Source organism: Flavobacterium arcticum (assembly GCF_003344925.1).
GTDB lineage: Bacteria > Bacteroidota > Bacteroidia > Flavobacteriales > Flavobacteriaceae > Flavobacterium > Flavobacterium arcticum.
This window is the reverse complement of record NZ_CP031188.1, coordinates 498,809-518,021: the sequence shown is the minus strand read 5'-3', so window position 1 is coordinate 518,021 and position 19,213 is coordinate 498,809. Positions and strand designations below refer to the sequence as shown.

The window sequence follows — 19,213 nt, the reverse complement described above, 5'->3', positions numbered from 1 at the left end:
CCCGTAAAAAGCGGGTCTTGTTTTTTTTCAAAGAAGATGTTGGTACTATTTTCGCAATATGTTTTATTTTTTATTCTATAAGAAAGGTTAAGAATATATCTCCTGTATTTCCACAAATAATTTCTTATTTTTGAGAGCTATAAGCATATTTATGACAGAAGAAAAAGTAATATTAGTAAACGAAAAGGATGAGCAAATAGGGCTTATGCCCAAAATGGAAGCTCATGAAAAAGCATTGCTACACCGTGCATTTTCGGTATTTATACTCAACTCTAAAAATGAGATAATGTTACAACAGCGTGCAGCGCAAAAATACCATTCGCCATTATTGTGGACTAATACTACATGTAGTCATCAACGAGAAGGAGAAACCAATTTGCAGGCGGGTAACCGTAGGTTGATGGAAGAGATGGGTATAAAAGCTGAACTGAAAGAACTATTTTCATTTATTTATAAAGCTCCTTTTGATAATGGGCTTACAGAGCATGAATTTGACCACGTAATGATAGGTTATTATAACGATGAGCCTAACATTAATAAAGAAGAAGCCGAAAGCTGGAAATGGATGGGTATAGGAGCTGTAAAAGATGATATGAAGATCAATCCTGATATTTATACCGCTTGGTTTAAAATAATATTTGATGAGTTTTATCATTATCTAGAAGAACATAAAAGCCCATTATGTAACGAAGGGGGAACCCCGATTCAATAAGATTGATATGAAAGTAACTGTTAGTAGGAAAGCCCATTTTAATGCAGCACACCGCTTATACCGTCCTGACTGGGCAGAGGAGCGTAATGATGCTGTTTTCGGGAAGTGCAATAACCCTAACTTTCATGGTCATAATTATGACCTTATTGTAAGTGTAACGGGCGATATAGACCCCGATACTGGTTATGTGATTGATATAAAAGTCCTAAAAGATATCATTAAAGAAGAAGTAGAAGATGCTTTCGATCATAAAAACCTTAACCTAGATGTTCCTGAGTTTGCAGATTTAAATCCTACTGCCGAGAATATTGTTGTGGTAATTTGGAATAAAATCAGAAAGCGAATAGCTAATACTATGGCATTAGAAGTAGTGCTTTATGAAACCCCACGAAATTTTGTAACCTATAAAGGAGAATAATATGGAATTGTATCCGTTGATTTTTGAACCAATCCTAAAAGACAGGATATGGGGAGGTACTAAACTAAAAAATGATTTAGGTAAAAACATACCTACTGAGACTACAGGTGAGAGTTGGGAGCTGTCAGATGTTGCTGGCGATGTAAGCGTAGTAAAAAATGGTACTTATGAGGGGAAACCATTAACCGAATTAATGAATACCTACCCCGAAGCTCTTCTAGGTAGCAAAGTATATCAGCAATATGGTGCTCAGTTTCCGTTATTATTTAAATTTCTTGATGCACGTAGCGATCTTTCTATACAAGTACACCCTAATGATGAGCTGGCAAAAGAACGTCATGACTCTTTCGGTAAAACCGAAATGTGGTATATAATGCAGGCAGATGAAGGTGCAAGAATAATCGTAGGTTTCAAAGAAAAATCGAGTCCTGAAGAATATTTAGAACATCTCGAAAATAAAAACCTTATTGAGATATTAAATGAAGTTCCTGTAAAAGCGGGTGATGTTTTCTTTTTAGAAACAGGAACAATACACGCCATAGGTACAGGTATTGTTATAGCCGAGATACAGCAGACTAGCGATATTACCTATCGTATTTATGACTGGGACAGGGTAGATGCAAATGGTAAATCGCGCGAACTGCACGTAGAGCAGGCTCTTGATGCTATGAATTATAATACTACAGATACTAAAAAAGAATATACTAAAGTACTTAACACTTCTAATATAGCAGTAGACTGCCCTTATTTTACCACAGCTTATTTACCGCTTACAGGTGAGGCTAATGTAGATAAAGAAGGTAGTAGTTTTACCGTTTATATTTGTACTGAGGGTGATTATACCCTTACGGCTAACGGAACACAGTACAGCTTTAAAAAGGGTGATACGATACTTATTCCTGCTGGATTAAAGCAATATTCGCTTTCAGGTAAAGCAACATTATTAGAAATATATATTTCATAATAGCTTTACTTAACGGAATAGTTGTAATTTTGTACCGAAATTTTAATAAAAACAGAAAATGGCAAGCGTAAAAGATTTAAAAAAGGATATTAACTTCGTATTAGGAGACATTATTGAAGCAATTTACATTTGGGAGATGACCACTACGGGAAAACCAACAAAAGAATCAGAAGCTTTAATAGATGAAGCTATTGCAACTTTTGATAGTCTTATCAAAAAAGTGAACCAAAAAGATGTGGAGAATAAAAAAGCACATTTTAAGCAAATAAACCAAGAATTGGAACAGTCTGCTATACAGCTTGTTGAAAAAGTGAACACACTTTAATCAAAAATAAGTTGTAAAAAACTTATAATTTTTTTTGGAAGTTTGGGTTTGAGTCTTATATTTGCACCCGAATTGAGACGCCGATGTAGCTCAGCTGGCTAGAGCAGCTGATTTGTAATCAGCAGGTCGTGGGTTCGAGTCCCTCTATCGGCTCAATAAATAAAAAAACGCTTCAGGAAACTGAAGCGTTTTTTGTTTGCTTTATATTTTACTTATTTAACCGAATTAGCTTCTTCTGCTTTTATACCCTTTACATATTTAGTAAGCATTTTACCGTAGTATGATTTTGCTACTTCGGGAGTCATACTTTTTTGTATTGTATCAAGATATATAACGTTGGCATCATATATTTCCGATAATGCTAGGTAAGGACCTAAGTCATACTTGGCATGGTTAAGTGCATAGTTTACTGTAAATAGATAGCGTCTTTTTGTAGTCTGATCCATTTTTTGCGAAATGCTATCAAGTTGAACAGTATTATTTTCCTGAGTTGCTTTTACATTCTGCTCTATAAGGTCTAGGTTGTCGTTTGTAAAGCGTTTTTTCATTTTAAGAAACTCTTCATACATTTTTTGATTTTCAGAGCCTGTAATCGTAGCTTTTGCGAAAAACTCATCGTTAGTAGTCTCTATAGTCATTTCACCTGGTTCAGCAAAAAATGGCAGACTGTTATCTACCGAGTTTGTTTGCCCTCTATCTAAAAACAGGTATAACATTTCGGGAGAGTCTAGTTTTAAATGGCTCTCAAAAGATGAATTCCCGTTGATTATAATAGAATCCATTGTTACAAGAGCTGTATCTCTTACGTGCTGTATGTACAGTTTACCTTGTTTTAAACCTTTTACAGTTCCTGTAATGTGTAGGTTAGTGTCACCATGATCTTTTTTATTACAGGCAATAAGCAATAATAGAGTAATAAATAGCGATAAAATTCTTTTCATATACGTGTGAGTGTTATTTTAAAATTCTGGCAAAGTAATGAAAATTATAGTTTATGTTATAGGTGTTAAAATAAAAAAGCTGCCTAATGGCAGCTTTTTTATCTATAGATATTATTTTTAGTTAACTAAAAGTTTTTTAGTATGTTTTATACCTGTATTGGTAATAACATCTACAAAGTAAGTTCCTTTAGCAAATGCCGAAGTATTAATATGTAGATTGTTACTTACTACGCTACTACTATTAAATATTAGTTTTCCTGTTAGGTCATAAACTTTTACTGAATTAATAATATTAGTAGTATTGCTCAAAGCAATAGTTACAGCATTGTTGGCAGGGTTAGGGTATATAGTAAAGTTACCTAGCTCAAAAGTATCTGTACTTGCTGTTGCTTGAACAAAATGTGTTTCAAAAGTATTAGTTTCTACAACTTCATTAAAGTCAAAATAAATTCCTGCACCATTTGGTATCATATCACCAAGAGCAAACCCAGGTAATGGCTTAACTCTAAAATAAACATAGCCATTGCTGCCTGCTTCATCGTCTTGTTCTGCAGGTAGTTGAATATTATCAAAAGTCCATGTAAGCTCATTACCATCTTTTTCCATAACATAGTTGTGGCTAGAGCGTATCATCTCTACTGTACTTTCATCAAGCTGATCATTTAATACATCTTCTACTCTTACATTTATAGCACTGGCTGTACCCATGTTTTGGAAACGAATGGTGTAATATAGATAGTCGTTATTGTCAAATTCAGAGATTAAAACATCTCGACCTCTTGATTCCATTTTATCATTAGGATCATAAGATCCAACTACGATATCATTATTAACAGATGTATTATTATCAAGTGTCATATCATCCACTTCAGAAGTTATAATAGCTGTATTGGTAACTACTTCTCCTAACTCTGTTTCTACTGGCACATATAGTGTTACAGGAAAAGTAACGGTTTCATAGGGCGCAAGGTTCGTGAAGTTGTAAGTAAAGCTCACATCAGTAAGATCAGTTACTGTTTCGCCTACATTAGTTATAGTAAGCGGGGCATCGGCTGTAAAAGTAACACTACCTTCTGCAACACTTGCAGGGCTAAGGTTAGCATAAACAACATTTACATTATGTTCAAATCCAGGTCGTGGTTGCTGTACAGGAATAATATAAACAGCAAGATCACTGTAAGGTTGTACCACTGTTACAGGAAAGTAATATGTAGTTACAGTTTCTCCTGCTATTACTGCAATATCTTCATAATAAGACGTGGTTACAGAAAAGTAAGGAGCATATAATGGTAGTACATCAAAACCTATATCATAAGTATTAGCCGCTTCGGGGTCATAAATAAAATAATTTCCGGTTGGTGTAGTAACATTATGTACTACGCCATCATTATTAATTTCATAGTTAAAATTACCAAGATTAAAGTTTAACTCGTTACTATCTTTAACTCCATTTTCATTAGTATCTATAAATGTTGTTAGTTGAATACCAGTACAATCTATAGCTCCTGTAGTTTCTTCTTCTATATCAATAGTAATAAGTCCTGCTTGATTAGAAAAGTTAGTAACCATCATTATGTAATATTCTCCTGCTTGTGCATTGGGTATGGTTGCTGTTTCTGTTGCTGCTGCCGAATAGCTGCAATCTATAATATGATCTAAGTCTAAATTATTACAAGACTCTGCCAATGAGCTAAAAGGACCATAACAGATAAAATCAATATCAATAGGGTTTCCTTCAAAGCTTTCTTGACTAAGAAAAAAACTAAGCACTCCATCATCACTAACAGGGATATAAAACCAATATGGGTTTGGTTCATTACCCAAACACCCATATTCAGGACCTGGCATAGCAGGATCAGAATTGATAGTATTAATAAAAGGATTGCCTAGCGCACCACAGAGTGCTTGGGCGTCAGAACACAAAGTGTTGTTGTTTTGAGCATATGTAATACTCATAAACGTCATCGCAAAAAGTAATAATAATTTTTTCATAGCATGTTTTTTTTGCAATATAGTCTGTATATTAAATATTTACAAGTTAAATTTAACGAATTTTCTTATTACTTTTTATGATAATCGTTCTCATAAAAAAGGCTGCCTAATGGCAGCCTTTCGCTTTTTCTGTTTTAAAATATAGTTTTGTTATTTTACTTGTTTAAGTATCCATACCGAAATTTCATTTAGTGCAGAAGGTGCTATAGTTTGCTCTATACTACCATACTCTGAAGGTGAACCTGTACTGCTTTCTTGAAATAAGTGATTAAGCCCTGATAATTGTTTAGTGGTTACTTTTTTATTACCACTTTTTTCGGCAGCTCTTTTTATAGCGTCAAGATTAGCAATAGCTGCAACCTGTAAATCTTTATCTCCGTTTAGCGCCAATATAGGGCATTGTACTTTTTCTAATGCAGTAGTAGGATTATAACGTATAAAGTTAGTGTACCAAGGCGAAGAAAGCTCTGCTACTTGCATATTAATATATTGAGTAACCTGCTCGTTAGAAATCCCTTTAGAAATAAAAAGAGGCTTTAGTTCACTATTAAATACATTATATAGCTTCGTTTTTATTTCTGTTAGCGGTATATCTTCTTTTATTACATCATATATTTTACGATTAATATTGCCCAGATTTGTAAGTTCTTCTTCAGGCATTCCGTTTGCTTTGCCTAACAAATAGTTTTGCAACATCATTAATTCATCACCAGGTATTGCAGTTCCTGCCATTAATACTATAAAAGCTACATCTTTATTTGCATTTGCTACCATAGGGGCAATAGTTCCTCCTTCGCTATGCCCTATAAGTCCTACTTTTCTTTTATTTATTGAGGGTAACGATTGCAAGTAGGTAAAAGCTGCTGTAGCATCTGTAGCAAAATCATTAGTGGTAGAACCTTCAAATGTACCGCCCGAAGTAGCTACACCTCTGTCGTCATAGCGTAATACAGCAATGCCATTTCTTGTTAAGAAGTCAGATAATACTAAAAAAGGTTTGTGCCCTAATAGTTCCTCATCACGATTTTGTGGTCCGCTGCCACTTATAAGCACTACCGCAGGAAAGTTACCTTCTTTTTTAGGCATAGTTAGTGTTCCTGCAAGGGTTATACCTGCTTTTTCGTTTTTAAATGTAACCTCTTCGCTATAATATGGATATGGTTTTACAGGTTCTTGTGGTCTTTTAGGCTTTTCAGTTTTTATTTCTTCTCGGCCTAAATTAAGTGGTATTGGGTAATTGTTTTGTGTAAATGTACCTACAAAACCATTGTTTTCATACACGCCTTTATACTCTCCATTTATTGCGGGTATGGTAAAGCTCATTTCTTTACCATCAAATAACACATTCTCTGTAGGTATGCCCATTGTACCTTGGTCTGGGCTATCCATAGTAGCTGTAAAGCCTTTTTCAGATTGTTCTACGTGTACAGTTATACGCAGTTTTCCTCCAGGAAAAGTAAGTAGTCCATACCATGTGCCTTTAATATCTTGGGCAAATAACCCTGTAGTGATAAGTAAAGCGAATAGTGTAATGATTTTTTTCATGAAAAATAATTTTGTATCAAATATACTTAGTTTATTCTACTATTAAAAAAGCTCCTTTATAAGGAGCTTACTATTAAAATTTCTTATTTATGTAATATTTAGTATCTACATCATCATCTTGTATGGGATTAAATTTTTGCGGTTTTTGTTTTACTTTTTTTGTAGCGACTTTTTTCTTCCATAACTCAAAATTTTCTGCGGGTAATCTCTCACGCATAATTTCGGTTACTTCTTTTTCAGATAAACTAAACTCTTTTTTTATTTTTTGGAAGGCTTTTTTTTCTTCCTGAGCCATTGTTACAATTTTGTCAATTGCTTCTTTTCCCAATTCTACACGGTTACTCTTTTTCATCAGATGAAAAATTTTTTTCAGATATTAATTAGTAATATTTACGATTTGTACAATCAATATTACTAAAAAAAATTAATTGCTCCTCAAAAAATAACATTTTTTTTAAACTTTTAATAGATAGCAAGATATGTAGCTGTTTTACGAGCTATATTATGAATATAAAGAAATGTTTACGTTATATTTTTTTTACGACGTGTATTAATATTCATTACTATAATTGCTGTAATAATTAAGGCAATACCCACCCATTGTAAAGCAGTAACCTTTTCACTTAAAATTATAAAAGCCATCATTACCGATACTGGTAATTCTAACGATGATACAATACTACCCAAGCCAAGCCCTGTGTGCGGAAACCCTGCATTCATTAATATAGGCGGAATGATAGTCCCGAATAGTGAAAGTACAATACCCCACCTTAAAAAGATAGCGACGTTAAAAGTTCCTGTCCAAGTATAAGCAGCAAAAGCAAATACTATAACGGCTCCGCCTAATAGCATAAATAAACTACGTTGTGTAGATGATAAGTGTAATGCAACTCTGTTTGAAGTAAACATAGTGGTAGTAAAAGATGCTGCTGCAAGTAACCCCCAGCCGATGCCTCGCCAGTCGGGGAGTGTGCTACTTTCTATAAGGTTAGTAGCAAGCGCTGTACCTGTAAGTACTATAAGTACAGCAATTACTTTTCGTCCCGAGGGTAACTTTTTGGTTAATAATGACTCTAGTACTACCCCCATCCATACGGTTTGCATAAGCATTACAATACCTATAGATACAGGTATATATCGAACGGCTAGATAATAAAATAGACTGGTAAAGCCCAATGAAGTACCAGCAAGCATAAGCTGTTTTACATCTTTACTTTTTGCTTTAACTACAGTAGTACCATTACGCTTTTTCTGGAAAGCATTAATAAGTAGCATACCTAGTATACCCAGTATAAATTGCGATGAGGTAACCTCGGCAGTAGTATAGCCTTCTTGGTAAGCAAGTTTTACAAATGTAGCAAGCATACCATAGCTGGTAGCACCAAGCCCTACTAAGAAAACACCTTTAAGTATATTGTTTTGTGACATTTTTTCAAATTTAAAAAGCGGGCAAATATAGGGTAATGTAGGCTACCTAAAAAACGAGTTACTATTATTTAAGAAATTAATAGCATACTAAGTTAACTGCTTTTATAGTTATAATGTAATACTTTATGTATTAACTATATGATACGAATAACTATTCTACTACTTTTCAGTTTTTTTAGCTGTGCCGATGCCAATAAAAAAGAAACGAATCAACCAATTGTCGAGAAAGACTATTCGACAACTCATGCCGAAGCACTCACATTTTGTAAGGCTAATAATTTTTGTGCCGACTATTATTTTTTGATAGATATGAGTATTCACTCGGGTAAGAATCGCTTTTATACATACAGTTTTAAAGAAAATAAGATTGTAGACAAAAAACTAGTTACACACGGTAGTTGTGATGCCTATGAACCTAATAGTACTAAATATCAAAAAGCGAAATATAGTAATCGTGCCGAGAGTCATTGTTCTAGTAAGGGAAAATATAAAATAGGCAAACGCGATTATAGTTCATGGGGTATTAATGTAAAGTATTGGCTGCACGGACTAGAAGAAAGTAATAGTAATGCTAAGGATAGGGTAGTAGTACTACATTCTTGGGATGCTGTTGCTGATGTTGAAATTTATCCTACATACAGCCCATTAAGCTGGGGTTGTCCTGCGGTGTCAAATAATTTTATGAAACAACTTGATGCAAAGCTAAAGCAAACTGATAAACCTGTACTGCTTTGGATAATAGATTAAAAAATCCCTTTTAGCGCTAAGTTTGTAATGCCTATTTGAGTGGGGTCAAAACTAAATTTGTCTTTTAATAACGAAGCATATACACTCCTGAAATCAATTTGATGAATAAGATCGCCATTGTTGTCGAGGTTTAATAAATCAGGATTAGAACCAATGTTTCTCCCCTTGTTTCTTCCTCCAATAATAAACATTGGTGCAGCCGTACCATGATCAGTCCCTTTACCATTATCTTGTACTCTTCGTCCGAATTCTGAAAAGATAACAATAGTAACATTATTTAATTTACCCGATGCTTTCATGTCTTTATAAAAAGTATATACGGCATCATTAACATCTTCGAGCCGGTTAGCATGTTCTGATTTTTGGTTGCTGTGTGTATCAAAACCACTAAGTGAAGTATAGTATACTTTCGAATTAAGTCCGCCTCGTATCAGTTTTGCCATCCACTCCATATTTTTTGCTAGTTTAGAATCAGGATAGATCACATCGGTAGCTGTTGCTTTTCCTAAAGCCTTTTCTAACTCTTCCGCACCATCAACAACTGAACCTGCAATTTTTCGGACAAAGTCTAATTGCGGATTATCAGATAATTTAATATTTACCTCACTACTGTATGTTTTTAAAGTATTTGGGTTCTGTATAGTAAGCGCATTAGGTTCTATTCCTTTTAGGGCAAGGTTATCAATATTATCAAAATTGATCCCCCCTGTAGCATGATAGTCTTTATAGTGATGATCTAAAAAACGACCTAACCAACCATTGTTAGTATATTTATTAGAATCGGTAGCGGTTTGCCATATTTCCTGACTACGAAAGTGGGAACGGTTAGGCTCAGGATACCCTACATTTTGTACTACAGTAAGGTCTCCCTTTTGTTGTATATCAGCAAACCCCGATAGCTTGGGATGGAATCCCATACCGCCCGAACCACTAATAATATCACTTTTGGTAATACCTATCGCGGGGCGAAACTTATAATATAATTCATCCTGATAAGGTATATAAGTATTAAGCCCATCATTGCCCCCTTCGAGCTGAATGAAAACAAGGCAGTTGTCGGCATTGGTAACGTTATCTTGTAAGGCATAATTATATAAAAAATCAGGCACCATGAGCAAACCACCGGTACATGTACCTGTAAGTTTAAAGAAGTTTCTTCTGTTCATCATTCCTCTTTTTTAAATTAATTGAAATTCGGGTGTTTTTACCATATAGTTAAAAAGTCTGAGTACACCGTTATCAGCTCCTTTGCTCGTGGGGTCAAAATCATATTTCAAGATGCTTTCAAAGTTTTCTTGCGTTATGGTATCAGTATCAAATAGGAGCCTGTCTTTTAGTTCTGTTATTACTTCTTTGCTTTTATTGTTATGATTCCACTCTATAGTTATATCAAAAGTACTAGTATAAGGCTCGTCACTTTTTCTGACAGATCGTAACATTTTTTCACTAAAGTTTTTACCATTACAGTATAAGTTGGCAATTCGGTTGCGTTGTAGATACAATTGTGCCGTTAACCAATAGTTACCGCCGCTCCATCCTTTTACATTAGGCTGGTTAAACAAGTCCATGCCTTGCTGTCTTATAAATAAAGCAGTAAGCTTGTGGTTTTGTTCTTTTATGTTCAGTTCGTGATATAACTGAATTACATAAGTTAATGGGTCTTTTATTTTAGAGCCTGCTGTGGACTTGTCAAATTCTTCTGTAACTATTTTAGTTAATAATGGTTCAATTTCATAATCCTGTTCCCGTAGGTAATCACCATAATATTTTACTAGCTCTTCGGGCGGATTATCATAAATAAACCATTTAAGCAGTTTACGTGTTATAAAATAGGGGGCGCTTTTTTGTTTAAAAATAATATCAACCATTTCGTCGCTTTTAAACACGCCTTTTTCTCCAAAATAAGTAAATGGTTCGTCATCCTGAAATGCAGTACGGTAATAACCGCCCTCATTTCCTGCAACCAAACCTGCAAGTCCGTGCGCACCATTTTTAATATCGGTTTCGGTATAGTTACCTTCGCCGAGTGTAAAAAGTTCCAGTAGTTCACGACTCAGGTTTTCATTAAAGCCTTTATTGGTGTTTTTATTATTATCTAAATAAATTATCATTGCATTGGTACGCAATATTTGTTTGGTAATTTCCCTGAAGTTGCCAAAGGCATTTTCGCGCAAAAGCGTGTTGTGACTATACAGCCAGTAGTTTATTTTTACTTTTTTGTAAGTGGTTACATAATGATTGTGCCAAAATAAGGTCATCTTTTCCCTAAGCGGATATTCTTCTGTAGCCATTTTGTTTATCCACCATGATTTAAGGTCAAAAAATATCTTTTTTTCCTTTTCACGTCTTGCTCTAGCTTTTGTAACATCATTTTTTATTGATTGCCTTACTGCTTTTACTTCCTTAAGTGTCTTGGGTGAACCCTCAAAGAAATCGGGTAGGGTAATGTCTGGTTTTGTAGCGAAGGCATTTTGCAGAAATGTATTAATACCCTGCTCTTTTATAGTTTGTGCCTGCTTACCGCTAAATCCTAGTCGTAATGACCATAGTGTGTTTACGTCCATAACAATACCTTTTTATTTAGTTATTAATACACCTATGTTAGTTAGATATTTAATAACGAAAAAGGTTTAGTATAAGTATTTATTTTTCGGTCTTTTTGTTGGCCTCTTCTATAAGGTCGCTGAGGTGTATTTGTAATGCACGTACCGATATGCTTATTTCCCAAAACGAAACTGCAAGCGATACCAGCATGAGCAACAAACTAAGCCCGAACATATACATTGCCCATGTTTGTATATCGAAGAAAAGCAGCGTGAGCGCAAATACAGAAAAAAACAGACTTAGCACCCCATACATTTGCATGTGCCGAATGAGCGTTAGGCGCAGGTTAAGGTTTTTAATTTCGAGGAGTATGCTTTTGGTTTGGTTTTCTTCGTAGTTCTTTTTTAGCCCGCGCACTATGCCTGCTATGGTAAGGAAACGATTTGTATAGGCAAGCAGTATTAATGATGTTGCCGAAAACAGTAAAGCAGGGGTTTCGAGGGATAGTTGCATCAGGTATAAATTGTATTATAAAAATATTTTTTTTTAAAGAATTATTGACTAAAAAGGGTTATTTATTAACTGTACAATATTAACTATAAATAGAGTTAGTGTAATGAATAAAAAATAAAAACCCCTATATGAAATTTCATTATAGATAGATTTTTTGTATAATTTTTTTCGACTATTTAATACTAGAAATAGAAAAATGATTAATCCTATCAATGAGAAAAATAATAAAAAAATACTACCAGGTAAGTCCATGGCTTTAAAAGTTATTGCGAAACAACAAAATGAAAATAAGAAGCTTACGAGTATAGAAAAACCAATTCTTTGTGATGAGAATTCTTTGATTGTATTTTTTTTGATAAATCTTATTGTGTTCAAGCGGTTTATTAAAAAAAAGGAGAAGATGAGATAGAAAGCACAAAGGAGAATACCTGTTACTGGTAGTAATAAGAAATTTATATTATATACGTATGTTAGAAATGTAAAAAGAATAAAAAGTAGCCATAAAGTCTTTTCAAAATGTTTAATCATACTATAAATTCTATGAGTTTAGTCTATCAAATATAAACAAAAAAACCTGTAGCTCTCACTACAGGTTCTTTATCTATACTCTATTATCCAACGTTCTTATTTTATTAAATCAAAGCTACGTTTTACAAAGGCAGTAAGTTCTTCACCTTTTAGTAGGTTTTGGCTTAGTTTGGCAAGGTCTAGTGCTTGTTTTACTAATGCTTCTTTTTGCGCTTTGTCTTCGGTATGCAGTATGTTGTTGGTAAGCTCATGGTTGGTGTTTACCACAAGGTTATACATTTCTGGCATGTTGCCCATACCAAACATACCTCCGCCACCGCTTTGGCTCATTTCTTTCATACGTCGCATAAACTCCGGCTGTGTAATTCGGAATGGTGCAGCGTTGCTGTCCATCGCTTCAAGTTGTACCGTGTAAGTGGTTTTAGGTACTATTTCTTCTAGCGTAGTTTTTAGTGTTTCTTTTTCTTCTTCGCTAAGTTTAGAGATTTGCTCTTCGTCTTTATTGATAAGCTTGTCTACATGGTCAGAGTCTACACGAACAAAAGTTAGGTTCTCATTATCTGCCTCTAGTTTTTGTATCAGGTGCGATATAATAGGAGAGTCTAATAGTAGTATTTCATAGCCTTTCTCTTGTGCTTCGGCAATATAACTATGTTGTGCATCTTTATTACCTGCATATAGCACTACTAACTTACCATCTTTATCTGTTTGGTTAGCTTTTAGGTTTTCTTTAAGTTCTTCTAGTGTGTAGTACTTGTCATCTACTGTTGGGTAAAGTACAAATGCACCTGCCTTTTCGTAGAATTTAGGTTCGCTAAGCATACCATACTCTAATACAATTTTAATATCGTTCCATTTCTTCTCGAAATCCTCACGATTTTCTGTAAATAACGATTTTAGTTTATCGGCTACTTTACGAGTAATGTAGTTTGATATTTTCTTAACAGCACCATCTGCTTGCAGGTACGAACGTGATACGTTTAACGGAATGTCTGGGCTATCAATAACACCACGTAACATAGTCAAGAATTCAGGAACGATACCTTCTACATTATCAGTAACGAATACTTGGTTTTGGTATAGCTGAATTTTATCTTTCTGTACTTGTAAGTCAGATGATAATTTAGGGAAGTATAATATACCTGTCAGGTTAAACGGATAGTCTACATTCAGGTGGATGTTAAATAATGGCTCTTCGAACTGCATTGGGTACAATTCACGGTAGAAACCTTTATAGTCTTCCTCGTTAAGTTCGCTTGGTTGTTTTGTCCATGCAGGGTTAGGGTTATTGATGAAGTTATCTACCTCAATAGTCTCTTCTTTATAATCCTCAGGAGCATCTTCTGGTTTTGGTAACGTTTCTGTACGAGTACCAAATTTAATAGCTACTGGCATAAACTTGTTGTACTTATTTAACAACTCGCTAATGCGCGATTCTTCAAGAAACTCAGTAGAATCTTCGGCAATGTGAAGGATAATCTCAGTACCACGTTCGGTTTTATCAGATGGTTCCAGCGTAAACTCTGGGCTACCATCACACGTCCAGTGTACTGCAGGTTCATCTTTATGTGACTTAGTAATAATTTCTACTTTCTCAGCAACCATAAATGCCGAGTAGAATCCAAGACCAAAATGTCCTATAATACCTGAATCTTTGGCAGAGTCTTTATATTTTTCTAAAAATTCTTCAGCACCCGAGAAAGCAACTTGGTTAATGTATTTTTCTACTTCTTCACTTGTCATACCAAGACCTTGGTCGATAATGTGTAGTTTTTTACCTTCTTTATCTACTTTTACTTCGATAACTGGGTTACCATATTCGGTACTACTTTCGCCAATGTTGGTAAGATGCTTTAGTTTTAGTGTTGCATCGGTGGCATTAGATACTAACTCACGTAAAAAGATTTCGTGATCACTGTATAAGAATTTCTTGATTAAGGGAAATATGTTCTCTACCGAAACATTAATTTTTCCTGTTGACATAGTATTATTGTTTTTAGTATTATTGTTTGATGCTTTTATCTTGTCAAATAAGATACCAACCCACTTGTGATGACAAATTGGCATTTTTTTGTCAGGTTCATATTTTTATCGCATTATTTTTTTGAGTGTATAATAATAGATTGCGACTGCTATAATTCTTGTTAAAATTATAAGAAGGACTTTGTAAAGTAAGCTATATTCTTAGTAACTTTATTCGCTTAAACAAATAGTAGAAAAACAAACCACTAATTTTTTATATTATGAAAAAAATATTCTTTTTAAGTATACTTATGGTCTTACTAGTTTCTTGCGGATCGCTAGACCAAAAATCGCAAACAGGACTAAAAGGTGACTGGACAGTAACTAAAGTTTCTTACCCAGGTTCGGAATATATTAAGGTGAATTCTTTTGATATTGCCGATTCTAAATGTTTTGAAGGTAGTTCTTGGAGCTTTGTTTCTAATAACAATAAAGGAAATATGAGTATTGCAAAAGGCGGATGCCCTACTTTTAGTAGTCCTATTATATGGACGGTTACTAAAGAGGGTAATTTTACTTTAAAAATAACCGAAGGCGAAAAAGGAAAAAGAGTAACACAGGGGTATTATCTTAAGATGAGAAACCAAACCGAAAGTAGTTTTCAGCTTGTAGATAATGTAAATGTAGGAGGAAATACGGTTGAGGTAGTTTATTCCTTTCAGAAAATATAATAGCGAACTAAAAAATATAGAACAAAAATAATTAAGGATATGAAAACGACAAAAATTTATTTACTAGCCCTTGCATTTATACTAAGTATAAGTATTAGCTCATGTGAAGCAGTTAAAAATACAAATAATACGCAACGAGGTGCGGGTATAGGCGCAGCTTCGGGTGCTGTAATAGGAGGTATATTAGGTAATAATCTGGGTAAAGGTGGTAATACTGCACTTGGTGCTATTATAGGCGGAGTTGTAGGTGGTACTGTAGGTGGAGTTATTGGTAATAAAATGGACAAGCAGGCTCAAAAAATTGAAGAGTCACTACCAGGTGCTGAGGTAGAAAGAGTAGGTGAGGGTATAAAACTAACGCTGGGTGAAAACTCGGTACGATTTGATACTAATAAATCGAGCCTTACGGCTACTGCAAAACAAAATCTTGATAAACTGGTAACAGTGTTTAATGAATACCCTGATACTAACATCCAAATTTTTGGTTATACAGATAGTACTGGTGCTGTAGATTATAATTTAAAACTTTCAGAGCAAAGAGCACAATCAGTAAAAAGCTATTTATCAAGCAAAGGGCTTAGCGCTTCACGATTTACTACAATAGGTAGAGGTATCGAAGACCCTGTAGCAACAAATGAAACAGCAGAAGGAAGAAGCCAAAACAGACGTGTAGAGTTTGCTATTACAGCAAATGAACAAATGATACAAGATGCCCAAAAAGAGGCAAAACAATAGATTACTATTTTTAGATAAAATATAAAAGAGGCAGCTATTATAGCTGCCTCTTTCTATGGGATTTTCAGGATAATATCCTTTTTTAATTCCAGTCAGTACCGTTTTTGTTTTTACCAAAATAGTATGTCACCCCTAGCGATACATTTACAATAGTACCTGTAAATGCATTATTAGTTGGTCTTCCTTCAGGATAAGTACCATCAAAATCATAATGTTGTGAAAAATTAAGAATTAATGATGTATCTAGCGTTAGCGCAAAACTATCACTAATATAAAATTGAGGTGTTACACCAAGTATAACATTCCCAATTTTATCAGCATCCGAATCGCTGTTTATAGATTTTAATGATGAATAACCTATACCACCATGAGCTAACATATTAATATAACCATTAGCATAATCAGTAATAGCGATGGCTCTTCCTAAGTTATAGACCCCCTGAACAGAATATCGTTTATAATCAGTACCTAGTTCAGGATTATTACCTGTTCTAAATTTGTCAGCACCAAAATCAAATTTTATTCCCCAGTATTCATCTACCATGTACCTGAAGCCAACTTCAAAATGAGAAACTTCTGTTATGCCAGGAGCTCCCGATATACCTAAACCGTAACCAGCTTCAAGAGAATATTGGTCAAGTTTTTTTTGTGCGTTAGTACTAAAGCAAAGCGATAAGAATAGTACAAGTAAAATAATCTTTTTCATCTTAATATTTTTTTAGAGTGTAAAACTTTACTAAACATAAAGTAACTTACAAAATTATTAAAAATTTGATAGATTAATGAAAGAAATGTAATTTTTAAGCTGAAATGTAATTTTTTTCTTCGAAATAAGCGTTGAAAAATTTATTTTACAAAATAAAATAATCTTTTTCTTATAAATTCATGAATTAGATGAAAAAGAGATTACTTATTAATAATATCCTTCTTTTTTTTATTAAAGTAGATTTAATCTTTAGTAGTAATTGAATACTTTTGTTGAATAATTACTTCCGCCACATGCTTGCAGTTAAAAACATATCTTTCGGGTATACTGACACCCAAATTATACACCATATAAATTTTTCAATCACAACAGGGCAAAATATTGCTATTATTGGTGAGAGTGGTTGCGGGAAAAGCACCTTGTTAAAACTAATATATGGTTTGCACGACCTCGACGAAGGAACAATATTATACAAAAATAACCCCATATTAGGACCAAAATTTAATCTTGTTCCAGGGATGCCGTATATGAAATATCTAGCGCAAGATTTCGATTTGATGCCATATATAACAGCAGCCGAAAATGTAGGTAAATATCTTTCTAATATTTACCCTAAAGAAAAACAACAACGTGTACATGAGCTTCTTGAAATAGTAGAAATGACAGCATTTGCCGATGTAAAAGCACAACACCTTAGTGGTGGGCAACAACAACGTATAGCATTGGCTAAAGCATTAGCACTAGAGCCCGAAGTATTATTACTAGACGAACCCTTTAGTCATATAGATAACTTTAGGAAAAATGCATTGAGACGCAATTTGTTTTCATATTTAAAACAAAAAGGGATTATATGTATTGTTGCTACTCATGATAGTAGTGATGCACTTTCTTTTGCAGATGAAACTATTGTTATTAAAGAAGGAAGACTACTGCACAAAGAACCTTCTAAAGAAATATATTATAATCCTATAGATAAGTATACTGCATCATTATTTGGTGAAGTAAACGAAATAAAGCTGGAACAGCTTACACTTACTCAAAAAACAGATGAAACTGTACTTATATACCCACACCAACTTAAAGTTGAAGAAGACGCTCCTTTAAAGGTTGTGGTAAAACAATGTTACTTTAAAGGTGGTCATTACCTTGTTAAGTCGGCATTGGGTAGGCAGGTTGTCTTTTTTGAACACCATACAGCACTTCCTATAGATAAAGAGATTGCCTTGGCGGTAAATAGGAATGCTTTTGGGTAAGTAGACAAATTACAGAAAGTCAAATTAATAAGATAAATAGCTTTTTAATTTTAAGGAATGTTTATTTTTACAACCTTGTTTTTATTAAAATAACAGTTTATGTATAATTCAAAAATATCTGGTCTAGGTTATTATGTCCCTGAAAATGTTGTTACTAATAATGATCTTTCCAGAATTATGGAAACTAATGACGAATGGATTCAGGAGCGGACTGGTATAAAAGAACGAAGACATGTAGTAAAAGGCGATGGCGATACCACCACTACTATGGGGGTAAAAGCTGCCAAAGTAGCTATAGAGCGTTCTGGGCTAGATAAAGATGATATAGATTTTATAGTATTTGCTACCCTTAGCCCTGATTATTATTTCCCTGGTCCTGGCGTTTTAGTACAAAGAGACCTTGGGTTAAAAAGAACAATAGGCGCACTTGATGTGCGTAACCAATGTTCGGGTTTTATATATGCATTATCTGTAGCAGACCAGTTTATAAAAACGGGAATGTATAAAAATATATTAGTTATAGGTTCGGAGTTACACTCTACAGGGCTCGATATGACCACTAGAGGACGCTCTGTGTCAGTAATATTTGGCGATGGAGCAGGTGCAGCAGTATTATCTCGATCAGAAGATAGCAATAAGGGTATATTATCTACACACTTACATTCTGAAGGACAACATGCAGAAGAATTATCACTAATAGCACCTGGTATGGGTAAGCGTTGGGTTACTGATATTATTGCTGATAACGACCCTAATGATGAGAGTTATTACCCGTATATGAATGGGCAGTTTGTGTTTAAAAATGCTGTAGTACGTTTTAGTGAGGTAATTAAAGAAGGTTTAAAAGCTAATAACTTACAAGTATCAGATATTGATATGCTAGTACCTCATCAAGCAAATTTGAGAATATCACAATTCATTCAACAGAAGTTTGGTTTGAATGACAACCAAGTATATAACAATATCATGAAATATGGTAATACCACAGCAGCTTCAATACCTATTGCTTTAACCGAAGCATGGGAACAAGGCAAAATAAAAGAAGGCGATACTGTAGTGCTTGCTGCTTTTGGTAGTGGCTTTACATGGGGTAGTGCTATTATAAAGTGGTAAAAAATAAAGCTAGTATATTCAACATTACTATAAAAAAGCTACTCTGTAAAGAGTAG

19 protein-coding genes and 1 tRNA gene are annotated in these 19,213 nt (G+C 34.2%); 10 read left to right on the top strand and 10 right to left on the bottom strand.

What is annotated here, in order from left to right; genetic code table 11:
* Positions 1-151 precede the first annotated feature (151 nt).
* From idi to DVK85_RS02310, 5 genes are all read left to right on the top strand, one after another.
* Entirely contained in the window at positions 152-712 is a 561-nt protein-coding gene (idi, locus tag DVK85_RS02330; RefSeq protein WP_114676888.1) for an isopentenyl-diphosphate Delta-isomerase, read from the top strand.
* 7 nt (positions 713-719) lie between these two features.
* Positions 720-1,130 (top strand): 6-pyruvoyl trahydropterin synthase family protein, encoded by a 411-nt coding sequence (locus DVK85_RS02325; RefSeq protein WP_114676887.1) that lies wholly within the window; start codon positions 720-722, stop codon positions 1,128-1,130.
* Position 1,131: 1 nt separating this feature from the next.
* Entirely contained in the window at positions 1,132-2,094 is a 963-nt protein-coding gene (locus tag DVK85_RS02320) for a type I phosphomannose isomerase catalytic subunit (protein ID WP_114676886.1), read from the top strand.
* Positions 2,095-2,152: 58 nt separating this feature from the next.
* Positions 2,153-2,419 (top strand): hypothetical protein, encoded by a 267-nt coding sequence (locus tag DVK85_RS02315; RefSeq protein WP_114676885.1) that lies wholly within the window; start codon positions 2,153-2,155, stop codon positions 2,417-2,419.
* Between the two features lie 79 nt (positions 2,420-2,498).
* A tRNA-Thr gene (locus tag DVK85_RS02310) sits at positions 2,499-2,572 on the top strand.
* Between the two features lie 59 nt (positions 2,573-2,631).
* On the opposite strand, the gene DVK85_RS02305 is transcribed toward DVK85_RS02310, so the two are convergent.
* The 5 genes from DVK85_RS02305 to DVK85_RS02285 all read right to left on the bottom strand — a co-directional run bounded on the left by DVK85_RS02305 (position 2,632) and on the right by DVK85_RS02285 (position 8,325).
* Positions 2,632-3,360 carry a DUF4369 domain-containing protein gene (locus tag DVK85_RS02305; RefSeq protein ID WP_114676884.1) on the bottom strand — a complete coding sequence of 243 codons (729 nt, stop codon included), beginning with the start codon at positions 3,358-3,360 and terminating at the stop codon, positions 2,632-2,634.
* A 117-nt stretch (positions 3,361-3,477) separates the two neighbouring features.
* Positions 3,478-5,352, bottom strand: a complete 1,875-nt coding sequence (locus DVK85_RS02300; RefSeq protein ID WP_127960540.1) for a T9SS type A sorting domain-containing protein — start codon at positions 5,350-5,352, stop codon at positions 3,478-3,480.
* Between the two features lie 150 nt (positions 5,353-5,502).
* Complete coding sequence (locus tag DVK85_RS02295) at positions 5,503-6,897, bottom strand: alpha/beta hydrolase family protein (RefSeq protein ID WP_114676882.1); 1,395 nt, start codon at positions 6,895-6,897, stop codon at positions 5,503-5,505.
* Positions 6,898-6,970: 73 nt separating this feature from the next.
* Positions 6,971-7,249 carry a DUF2805 domain-containing protein gene (locus tag DVK85_RS02290; protein WP_114676881.1) on the bottom strand — a complete coding sequence of 93 codons (279 nt, stop codon included), beginning with the start codon at positions 7,247-7,249 and terminating at the stop codon, positions 6,971-6,973.
* 170 nt (positions 7,250-7,419) lie between these two features.
* Complete coding sequence (locus DVK85_RS02285) at positions 7,420-8,325, bottom strand: EamA family transporter (RefSeq protein WP_114676880.1); 906 nt, start codon at positions 8,323-8,325, stop codon at positions 7,420-7,422.
* 138 nt (positions 8,326-8,463) lie between these two features.
* Here DVK85_RS02285 and DVK85_RS02280 point away from each other — a divergent pair, with 138 nt between their 5' ends.
* Positions 8,464-9,072: a murein L,D-transpeptidase catalytic domain-containing protein gene (locus tag DVK85_RS02280; protein ID WP_114676879.1), complete on the top strand. Its 609-nt coding sequence runs from the start codon at positions 8,464-8,466 to the stop codon at positions 9,070-9,072.
* Here the strand turns inward: DVK85_RS02280 and DVK85_RS02275 are convergent.
* From DVK85_RS02275 to htpG, 4 genes are all read right to left on the bottom strand, one after another.
* Positions 9,069-10,241: a DUF1501 domain-containing protein gene (locus DVK85_RS02275; protein WP_240339556.1), complete on the bottom strand. Its 1,173-nt coding sequence runs from the start codon at positions 10,239-10,241 to the stop codon at positions 9,069-9,071. The two genes, DVK85_RS02280 and DVK85_RS02275, sit on opposite strands and share 4 nt — an antisense overlap.
* Before the next feature lie 9 nt (positions 10,242-10,250).
* Entirely contained in the window at positions 10,251-11,636 is a 1,386-nt protein-coding gene (locus DVK85_RS02270) for a DUF1800 domain-containing protein (protein WP_114676877.1), read from the bottom strand.
* Positions 11,637-11,715: 79 nt separating this feature from the next.
* On the bottom strand, positions 11,716-12,129 hold the full coding sequence (locus DVK85_RS02265) for a DUF2721 domain-containing protein (RefSeq protein WP_114676876.1): 414 nt from the start codon (positions 12,127-12,129) through the stop codon (positions 11,716-11,718).
* Between the two features lie 624 nt (positions 12,130-12,753).
* Positions 12,754-14,640, bottom strand: a complete 1,887-nt coding sequence (htpG, locus tag DVK85_RS02255; protein WP_114678958.1) for a molecular chaperone HtpG — start codon at positions 14,638-14,640, stop codon at positions 12,754-12,756.
* A 260-nt stretch (positions 14,641-14,900) separates the two neighbouring features.
* Here htpG and DVK85_RS02250 point away from each other — a divergent pair, with 260 nt between their 5' ends.
* Both DVK85_RS02250 and DVK85_RS02245 read left to right on the top strand, forming a co-directional pair.
* Positions 14,901-15,350 carry a lipocalin family protein gene (locus DVK85_RS02250; RefSeq protein WP_114676874.1) on the top strand — a complete coding sequence of 150 codons (450 nt, stop codon included), beginning with the start codon at positions 14,901-14,903 and terminating at the stop codon, positions 15,348-15,350.
* A 39-nt stretch (positions 15,351-15,389) separates the two neighbouring features.
* The gene (locus DVK85_RS02245) at positions 15,390-16,085 is read left to right on the top strand and encodes an OmpA family protein (protein ID WP_114676873.1); all 696 of its coding nucleotides are present in this window, start codon (positions 15,390-15,392) and stop codon (positions 16,083-16,085) included.
* Between the two features lie 82 nt (positions 16,086-16,167).
* Here the strand turns inward: DVK85_RS02245 and DVK85_RS02240 are convergent, their stop codons facing one another.
* On the bottom strand, positions 16,168-16,791 hold the full coding sequence (locus tag DVK85_RS02240; RefSeq protein WP_114676872.1) for a hypothetical protein: 624 nt from the start codon (positions 16,789-16,791) through the stop codon (positions 16,168-16,170).
* A gap of 293 nt (positions 16,792-17,084) precedes the next feature.
* On the opposite strand from DVK85_RS02240, the gene DVK85_RS02235 reads away from it, so the two are divergent.
* Together DVK85_RS02235 and DVK85_RS02230 are read left to right on the top strand one after the other, a co-directional pair.
* Positions 17,085-18,044 (top strand): ABC transporter ATP-binding protein, encoded by a 960-nt coding sequence (locus tag DVK85_RS02235; RefSeq protein ID WP_114676871.1) that lies wholly within the window; start codon positions 17,085-17,087, stop codon positions 18,042-18,044.
* A 99-nt stretch (positions 18,045-18,143) separates the two neighbouring features.
* Positions 18,144-19,157: a 3-oxoacyl-ACP synthase III family protein gene (locus tag DVK85_RS02230; protein WP_114676870.1), complete on the top strand. Its 1,014-nt coding sequence runs from the start codon at positions 18,144-18,146 to the stop codon at positions 19,155-19,157.
* Positions 19,158-19,213 lie beyond the last annotated feature (56 nt).